Source organism: Aquibium carbonis, assembly GCF_003970795.1.
Classification (GTDB): Bacteria; Pseudomonadota; Alphaproteobacteria; order Rhizobiales; family Rhizobiaceae; genus Aquibium; species Aquibium carbonis.
In genome coordinates this window covers 24,858-33,389 of the sequence record NZ_RWKW01000022.1, presented here as the reverse complement: position 1 = coordinate 33,389, position 8,532 = coordinate 24,858, and the positions used below count along the sequence as shown (strand labels likewise).

Here is an 8,532-nt window from a genome sequence, read left to right as displayed (position 1 = left end):
GCGCCACACTTGCCTGGAAGGTCCGGTCGTACGTTCCGTTCCCGGCGGCAAGCTGCAAGACGAAGGATACGGCTACCGCCGGGGGGCGTGGATGAATGGGGGGAAATTTTTTTTGAGGGGGGCAGATTTCGATGCCGATCAGAGTACTTCTATCCACGACTAGAATTGTCGTTTGTTCAGTTTTCGCCAAGTTGCAAATTCGGTGGATTCAGTGCGTCGCCCTCGGCCAAGATCACCAAAGTGAAAAGCGGGCACACCCAAGGGCAATTCGGAGGAAAGCGGAACACTCGCGAGCCCTAACCGCCTACCATCTCCGATCACCGTCGATTGCAGAAGTGCTTGCGCCCAGCTACAATCGAAAGATGTTCAAACGCCAGCTAGCCTCACTGGTCTGAAGCGGATACGTTTCCACCGGATCGGAAGAAGCGTACAATGACAAGATCACGAAGGCTACGAAGTGGGGGGAATTTTGGAAGCGTCACCGGCAAATGTTATCCAGTACTTCAACGGCGAAAAGCAAAACCTCATCCCACTTTTCCAACGCCCTTATTCCTGGGCGAAAACGAACTGGCAAACACTGTGGGACGACATGCTCGTGCAGTACGATGGGGAAGACAGGACTTCCCATTTCATGGGTGCGATCGTATCTGTGCCGGCGCGAAGCGTGCCTGTCGGTGTCAGCAAGTATCTGATCATCGATGGCCAGCAGCGCTTGACGACGGTTTCCCTTCTTCTGGCTGCTCTCCGAGATTCCATCGACGAGAACAATTCCGCGCGCATCCAGGAAGTCTACCTCACTAATCGCTTCCGTGAGCCGGACGACACGTTGAAGTTCGTTCCTACCCAAGCTGATCGCGACCGCTACGCGTCCATCGTCCTACGGCGCAAAGATCCGTCTGACGATAGCCTGATGTCGGAGGCCTATCGGTTCTTCCGTCACAAGCTCGCGAACGGGACCGATTTAAACGGCGATCCCATCGACTGTGCAAAGGTGCTGGCGACCGTCGAGCATTCCCTACAAGTCGTCATGATCAACCTAGGCGAAACTGACGACCCTTACTTAATATTTGAGAGCCTGAATTTCAAAGGGCAACCTCTAACGCAAGCCGATCTCGTCAGAAACTATATCCTGATGCGATTCAACCATTCGATCTCCACTGGCGGCGAGCAAGAGCGGATATTCGAAAACTATTGGGCGCCAATGGAGCGAAGGTTGGGCAGCAACCTGACCGAGTTCCTTCGACACTATGCGATGAAAGATGGCGAAAACGTCTACCAGACAGGCATATACACGGCCACCAAATCGCGCTTGAAGGACTTGTCAGGGCCGGAAGACGTCGAGTCCGAGGTTGCCCGTATGAACGAGTTCTCGCGGATGTATTCCACGATCCTGGAGCCGGATGGGGAGCAGTCACCTATTGTGCGGAAGCGCATGACGAATATCAAGCATCTCGATATCGGCACATCGTACCCGCTGCTCCTTAGGCTGCTGGACGCACGACGAGCCGGTGCGATCTCCAATGACGAACTAGCCGAATGCCTTAGCTTGGTCGAAGCTTTCGTCATCCGGCGGTCGATCTGCCAGGTGCCGACGAACGCGCTCAATAAGCTGTTCCTTTTGTGGGCAAAACAGTTCCCGACCGAGAATTACGTCGCCTGGCTCCACAGTTCGATGTCAACGGGTCAGGGTGGCCGCCGCTTCCCATCTGACGGCGAGTTCAGGAACAGCTTCGTTAACGACCCGCAGTACGGAAGGGGGTCGACACGCTTCGTTCTCCTCCGCCTTGAGGAGTCTTTTGGACATCGGGAACCGGCCGACCTTAAGAAAGCGACCATCGAGCACATCATGCCGCAAACGCTTAGCGAAAGGTGGCAGCAGGAGCTTGGCTCCACTGCGTCGGAAGTCCACCAGCGGCGGCTGGGAAGTTTCGGCAACCTCACGCTGACCGGATCCAATTCGGAACTCAGCAACCTCCCCTTCGACGAGAAGAAGGTAAGGTTGGAAAATACGCATATCGAGCTCAATCGCGGCCTGCTCAAATTGGAGAAATGGGGCGAGGCGGAGATTCAGGCCCGTGCTAATGAAATGTTTGAGCGCGCAGCTCATCTTTGGCCGGGACCTGTAGTCACCCAAACTAGGGGTAATTTCGGCTAGCATAACTTAGTCTTCCCAATTCGAAACATCGGCGCCGGGACGGGCTGAAAATCACCGATCGGAAGTTCTTGCTGACGTCGTGCCAGATGGGCTTGGCGCTGCTGGATTGCTTGCGTTCGGCGTACCAGGGCCGAATCATATCCGATTACGTAAAGAGCGCTTGAGATGAACATTCTCCCAAAACTGGATCGTCTTTGGGGTTCACCTCCAGAAGACGACGGGCAAGAAATCACCCCATTGTCGCCATTCGCCCGCTACCCGAATCGCGGACGCTTTCGGGAATGCCACGGGAGGGCTCTGGTGGCTGTCGTATTCCGCAAGGCGTCGATAGGACGGGGGCGGATAGGTCGTGCTCTGGCGCGCCCCCCTCTGCCTGCCGGCATCTCCCCCACGAGGGGGGAGATCGGCTCTCCGGCGTCGCGCCCGTTTTTCGGCAAACGCCGCGTTCTGGCACACCCCCCTCTGCCTGCCGGCATCTCCCCCACAGGTGGGGAGATCGGCTCTCCGGCGTCTCGCCCGTTTGTCGGCACCCCGCGTTCTGGCGCGCCCCCTCTGCCTGCCGGCATCTCCCCCACGGGTGGGGAGGTCGGCTCTCCGGCGTCGCGCCCGTTTTTTTTCGCAAACGCCGCGTTCTGGCACACCCCCCTCTGCCTGCCGGCATCTCCCCCACGAGGGGGGAGATCGATGTCGCAGCAGTTGCGCTCTATTGGCGAGCGGACGAGGCGAGCGCGGCGGCGGAGCGCATGATCTCCCCCCTCGTGGGGGAGATGGGCGGTAGCCCAGAGGGGGCGACGTAGAGCGTCACGCCTCCACATGATGGTGTTGCGCCGGGGGCGGACAGGTCTCGTTCCTTCGCGCCCCCCTCTGCCTGCCGGCATCTCCCCCACGAGGGGGGAGATCGGCTCTCCGGCGTCTCGCCCGTCCTTCGGACCCCCCACGAGGGGGAGATCGGCTCTCCAGCAGTCTCGCCCGTCCTTCGGCCCCCCCCCCCCAAGGGGGGAGATCGGCTCTCCGGCGTTGCGCCCGTCCTTCGGACCCCCCTCAAGGGGGGAGATCGCAGTTGCGGCGGGTGCGCACGCATGTGCCGTATCCTTTAGCCCGCGGCCCCGCTATAGAGGCGCCATGAGCGACGAGAAAAAGAGCGGGACGCCGAAGGACAGCCACTATGCGCGGCTGCGGCGCACCCATCGAGACCAGAACGCCCCGGCCGGCGGCGCCCCCGCGCGGCCGCGCAAGGGGCCGCCGATCGAAGGCGAGGCGCCGCCCGAAGGGCTGGTGCGGCTCTACGGGCTGCACACGGTGCGCGCCGCGCTCGACAATCCCCGGCGCCGCATCACCCGCCTGCTGGTGACGAAGAACGCGCTGGACAGGCTGGGGATCGCCGATCCGGGCGCCCTGCCCTGCCCGGTCGAGATCGTCGAGCCGCGCGCCATCGACAGGCTGCTCGGCAGCGACGCCGTGCACCAGGGCGTGATGATCGAGGCGAAGCCGCTGAAGCCCAAGACCCTGTCGGCGCTGTCGGACACGCCGCTGGTCCTGGTGCTCGACCAGGTGACGGATCCGCACAATGTCGGCGCCATCCTGCGCTCGGCGGTGGCCTTCGGGGCCGGCGCGCTGGTGACGACGTCGCGCCACAGCCCGGCCGAATCGGGCGTGCTGGCCAAGGCCGCCTCCGGCGCGCTGGAACATATCGACATGATCGAGGTGAAGAACCTCGCCGCGGCGCTGGACGAACTGCATGCCGCCGGCTTTGAAACCGTCGGCCTGGATTCGGAGGGACCGGCGGTGCTGGAGGCGACGCTGTCGGGCGGCCGCCTGGCGCTGGTGCTCGGCGCCGAGGGCAAGGGCCTGCGCCAGAAGACGCGCGAGACCGTGACCGCGCTGGCGCGGCTGGAGATGCCCGGCCCGATCCGCTCGCTCAACGTCTCCAACGCGGCCGCCATCTCGCTTTACGCCGCCAGACGGCACCTCGACGGATCGCGCTGACGGCGGCGACAATCGTCGCCTGCCACAATTCGGCGATGCGAAGGCCTCAAATCCGGACAGTTTGATCGCCAAACTGTTAACCATCCGGAAGAGGAGGCAGACTCGTGACACTTCATGTGAGGCAGTCCGACCGATCCCGCGCCCGCCCGACGCAGTGGACGCCCTGGGGCGCCCTGCCGGCCACGCGCGCGCCCGCCGAACACAAGAGCCAGACCGAGACATTGGCCGCGCCACGCAAGGCGCCGCGGTTGGTCACCAACCGTCCGCCGCCGGCCACGGGCACCCGCTCGAACGGCTGAGCCCGAAGGCCGCGACGACCGGCACGAGCCGAAACCCGGGCGCCGTCGTCGTTGGGCTGGTGCCGAGGATGACGGCGGATCGGTGTCGCACCGGCCAGAGTTGCAGCCTAATCCGCCGCCGCGGCGTAGTCGACATTGCCGCCGCCATAGCGGCGCACGCGCACATTGGCCTGCTCGGCATGGCCGACGAAGCCTTCCAGCATCGACAGCCGCGACGCATAGCGGCCGACGAGCGCGCTCGCCTCGTCGGTCGCGATGCGCTGGTAGGTGCAGGTTTTCAGGAACTTGCCGACCCACAGGCCGCCGGTGTAGCGCCCGGCGCGGTTGGTCGGCAGCGTGTGGTTGGTGCCGATGACCTTGTCGCCATAGGCGACGTTGGTGCGCGGGCCGAGGAACAGCGCGCCGTAATTGGTCATGTTGGCGAGGAACCAGTCCGGGTCGCGCGTCATCACCTGGACGTGCTCGGAGGCGATGCGGTCCGCCTCGGCCAGCATCTCGTCCTCGCTGTCGCAGACGATCACCTCGCCGTAGCCGCGCCAGGCCGCACCCGCCACGTCGCCGGTGGGAAGCACCGCCAGAAGCCGCTCGATCTCGGCCATGGTGTCGCGCGCGAGCTTTTCGGAATTGGTGAGAAGGACCGCGGGAGACGTCGGCCCGTGCTCGGCCTGGCCGAGCAGGTCGGTGGCGCAGATCTCGCCGTCGACCGTGTCGTCGGCGATGACCAGCGTCTCGGTCGGCCCGGCGAAGAGGTCGATGCCGACGCGGCCGTAGAGCTGGCGCTTGGCTTCGGCCACGAAGGCGTTGCCCGGACCGACGAGCATGTCGACCGGCGCGATCGTCTCCGTTCCCAGCGCCATGGCGCCGATGGCCTGGACGCCGCCGAGGACGAGAATCTCGTCGGCGCCGGCAAGATGCATCGCCGCGACGATGGCCGGATGCGCGCCGCCCTTGAAGGGCGGCGCCGAGGCGACGACGCGCTTGACGCCCGCGACCTTGGCCGTGAGCACGCTCATGTGGGCCGAGGCGACCATCGGGTACTTGCCGCCCGGAACGTAGCAGCCGACGGCGTTGACGGGGATGTTGCGATGGCCGAGGAACACGCCCGGCAAGGTCTCGACCTCGATGTCCTTCAGCGCCGCCTTCTGGTGCTGGGCGAAGTTGCGCACCTGCGCCTGGGCGAAGCGGATGTCGTCGAGGTCGCGCGTCGAGACGGACGACAGTGCCTTTTCGATCTCGGCATCGGACAGGCGAAAGCTCTCGGGCTCCCAGCCGTCGAACCTGATCGACAGTTCGCGCACGGCGGCGTCGCCGCGCTTCTCGATGTCGGCCAGGATGCCCTCGACCGTGGCGCGGACCTTGGTGTTGGCCTCGGCGCGCTCGTCGGCGCCCCTGGCTGTCTTGAGACGGCGGATCATGGATTCCTCCTGGATGATGCGATGCCGGCGCTCGGCGCCAGCATCGGCAAACGGGCGACGGCTTGGCCGTCAGCCGATGTCGCTGGCCTCGCGGCCACGGGTGAACTGGGAGATGGTGACGGCCAGGATGAGCGCACCGCCGTTGAACACGTTGGTGACCCACAGCGGGATGCCGAGCATGGTGAGGCCGGTGATGCCGGTGGCGAGAAAGTAGACGGCGACGATGGCGCCCCAGGGGTTGAACCGACCCGGCAGGATGGTGGTGGCGCCGAGGAAGGCGGCGGCAAAGGCCGGCAACAGGAAGTTCAGTCCCGAATAGGGATCGGCCGAGCCGAGAACGCCGGCATAGAGAACGCCGGCGGCGGCCGCCAGGACGCCCGAGGTGACCAGGGCGCCGAGCCGCACGCGATCCACGGCGATGCCGTTGAGCCGCGCCACTTCGCGGCCGCGGCCGACGAAGAGCAGCCGGCGCCCGAGCGGCGTGAAGTCGAAGATGTAGGTCATCACGACCGCCGCCGCGATGGCATAGTAGAAGGCATAGGGCACGCCGAGGAAGCGACCGCCGACCACGGCCATGACGAGGCTGTTGTCGATGCCGCCGATGGTCGAGGAGTTGGTCATCCACTGGACGAGACCGGTGATCAGCGAGGTCGTGCCCAGCGTCACCACCAGCGAGGGGATGCGCACGTAGATGATGAAGAAGGCATTGACCAGTCCGACCGCCGCGCCCGCGCAGAGCGCCAGCCCGATCGCCAGCCCGATCGGCAGGCCCTGCCAGACGTTGAGCACGCCGATGACGCAGGACGACAGCGTGAGCGTGGCCCCGACCGACAGATCGTAGTCGCCGGCCGTCAGCGGCACGATGATGGCCAGCGCCAGCAGGGCCGCAGGCGCGTAGGACGCGAACAGGATGGCGAAATTGCCCCAGTTCAGGAACGAGTTCGGCATGGCGGCGCCGAAGCCCCCGATCAGCAGAAGCCAGACCAGGATGAGCGCCACCCGCTCGAACAGGCGGGTGAGGTTGGCGCCCTTGGCTGCGGCGGAAGCGGTGGTCAGGGGGGTATCGGTCATGACGATGTTCCGTTGGCGGACGCGGACGCCGCGGCGCGATCAAGCGAGGCGTAGCAGGCTTCGGCGATGGTTTCCTTGGAGATCTGCTCTCCGACGAGCTCCTCGCAGACCGCGCCGCGCGCGAAGATGAGCACGCGGTCGCAGATGTCGGCCAGCTGCTCGGCATCGGAACTGGCGCAGATCACCGACATGCCGCCGGCCGCGGCCTGGCGGAGGGCGGCGAAGATGTGCTGGCGGGTGCCGACGTCGACGCCCTGGGTCGGCTCGTCGAGCAGAAGCAGGCGCGGCTTGCGGTTCATCCAGCGCGCGATCAGCACCTTCTGGGCATTGCCGCCCGACAGCGCCGACAGCTTCAGCAGCGGATCGTTGGGACGCAGCTCGAAGGCATGGCCGAGCTGATAGGCCTCGCGCTTCATGCGCCCGTTCCGGAGCACGCCGCCGGTGAAGAACCGGCCGAGATCGGGCAGGAACATGTTGTCGACGATCGGCAGGGAATCGACGCCGCTGGCGCCCTGGCGGTCGCCCGGCAGGAGGGCGAGGTCGAGATCGATCGCCCCGCGCGGCGTCAGATCGGCCAGCGCCGTGGCACGGCCATCGTCGAGCGCGATGGTGCCGCTGGTGGAGGGGCGCGCGCCGAACGCGAGATAGGGCAGTTCTTCGTAGCCGGAGCCGATGAGGCCGGTGAGGCCGACGATCTCGCCCTCCCCGACGGTCAGGCTGGTCGGCCTGAGGGTGCGGCTCGCCACGCCGTCGAGGCGCACGCGCGGCTTGCGGTCGATGGCCGGCCCGGCGCGCAACGGCGCGGACCGCGCCAGCTTGCGCCCGACGATCATCTCGACCATCTGCTCGTGGGTCGCCTCGCGCGTAACGAGGCTGCCGGCGACGTCGCCGTCGCGCAGCACGGTCGCCCGGTCGGTGATCGTCATGACCTCGTCGATGTCGTGCGAGATGAAGACGACGCTGGAGCCATGCGAGGCGATGCCGCGCACCAGGGTGAACAGTTTTTCCACGCCTTCCCGCGGCAGGAACGGGGTCGGCTCGTCGAGAAGCACCAGCCCCGGACGCCCGGTGGCCTCGCGGGCGATGCGAATTTCCTCGAAGGCGCGAACGATGGCCAGCAAGGCGCGATCGACGGCCGAGAGCCTGTCGATGCGCTCGTCGGGATCGAGAGGAACGTCGAAGCGGGCCAGCGCCTCGCGCGCCGCGCGCTTTTGCGCAGACCAGTTGATGACGCCGCGCCCGGACGCCGTGAGCTCGGAGAGGCGCAGGTTTTCCAGCACGGTCAGCGACGCCACGAGGCCGAGGTTCTGATGCACGAAGCTCATGCCGAGGCGCCGGAAATCCCCCGGCTTGAGCGGTAACGACACCGGCTCGCCGTTGAATTCCATGACGCCGCCCGGATCGGGCGCGTGGAAACCCGCGAGGATCTTGACCAGGGTCGATTTCCCCGACCCGTTCTTGCCGAGCAGTCCATGCACCTCGCCGGGCCGGACCTCGAAGGACACGCCTTTCAAGGCCCGCGCGCCGCCGAACGTCTTGGCGATGCCGTCGAGACGCAGAACCGGCGGCGCAACCTGCGCCGCCGGGATGTCGGATGTGGTCATGT

At 65.6% G+C, this 8,532-nt stretch carries 6 protein-coding genes; 3 read left to right on the top strand and 3 right to left on the bottom strand.

Annotated elements, in window-relative coordinates:
* Window positions 1–457: 457 nt before the first annotated feature.
* From EJC49_RS06400 to EJC49_RS06390, 3 genes are all read left to right on the top strand, one after another.
* Window positions 458–2,155, top strand: coding sequence for a DUF262 domain-containing protein (locus EJC49_RS06400; protein WP_126698632.1), 1,698 nt, complete (start codon window positions 458–460; stop codon window positions 2,153–2,155).
* A 1,122-nt stretch (window positions 2,156–3,277) separates the two neighbouring features.
* Complete coding sequence (locus EJC49_RS06395) at window positions 3,278–4,141, top strand: TrmH family RNA methyltransferase (RefSeq protein WP_126698631.1); 864 nt, start codon at window positions 3,278–3,280, stop codon at window positions 4,139–4,141.
* Between the two features lie 104 nt (window positions 4,142–4,245).
* Window positions 4,246–4,440, top strand: coding sequence for a hypothetical protein (locus tag EJC49_RS06390; RefSeq protein WP_126698630.1), 195 nt, complete (start codon window positions 4,246–4,248; stop codon window positions 4,438–4,440).
* A 107-nt stretch (window positions 4,441–4,547) separates the two neighbouring features.
* Here the strand turns inward: EJC49_RS06390 and hisD are convergent, their stop codons facing one another.
* From hisD to EJC49_RS06375, 3 genes are all read right to left on the bottom strand, one after another.
* Complete coding sequence (hisD, locus tag EJC49_RS06385) at window positions 4,548–5,855, bottom strand: histidinol dehydrogenase (protein ID WP_126698629.1); 1,308 nt, start codon at window positions 5,853–5,855, stop codon at window positions 4,548–4,550.
* A 69-nt stretch (window positions 5,856–5,924) separates the two neighbouring features.
* Window positions 5,925–6,926 (bottom strand): ABC transporter permease, encoded by a 1,002-nt coding sequence (locus EJC49_RS06380; protein WP_126698628.1) that lies wholly within the window; start codon window positions 6,924–6,926, stop codon window positions 5,925–5,927.
* Window positions 6,923–8,530: a sugar ABC transporter ATP-binding protein gene (locus tag EJC49_RS06375; protein ID WP_126698627.1), complete on the bottom strand. Its 1,608-nt coding sequence runs from the start codon at window positions 8,528–8,530 to the stop codon at window positions 6,923–6,925. Before EJC49_RS06375 ends, EJC49_RS06380 begins: the two co-directional genes overlap by 4 nt.
* Between the last annotated feature and the right edge of the window lie 2 nt (window positions 8,531–8,532).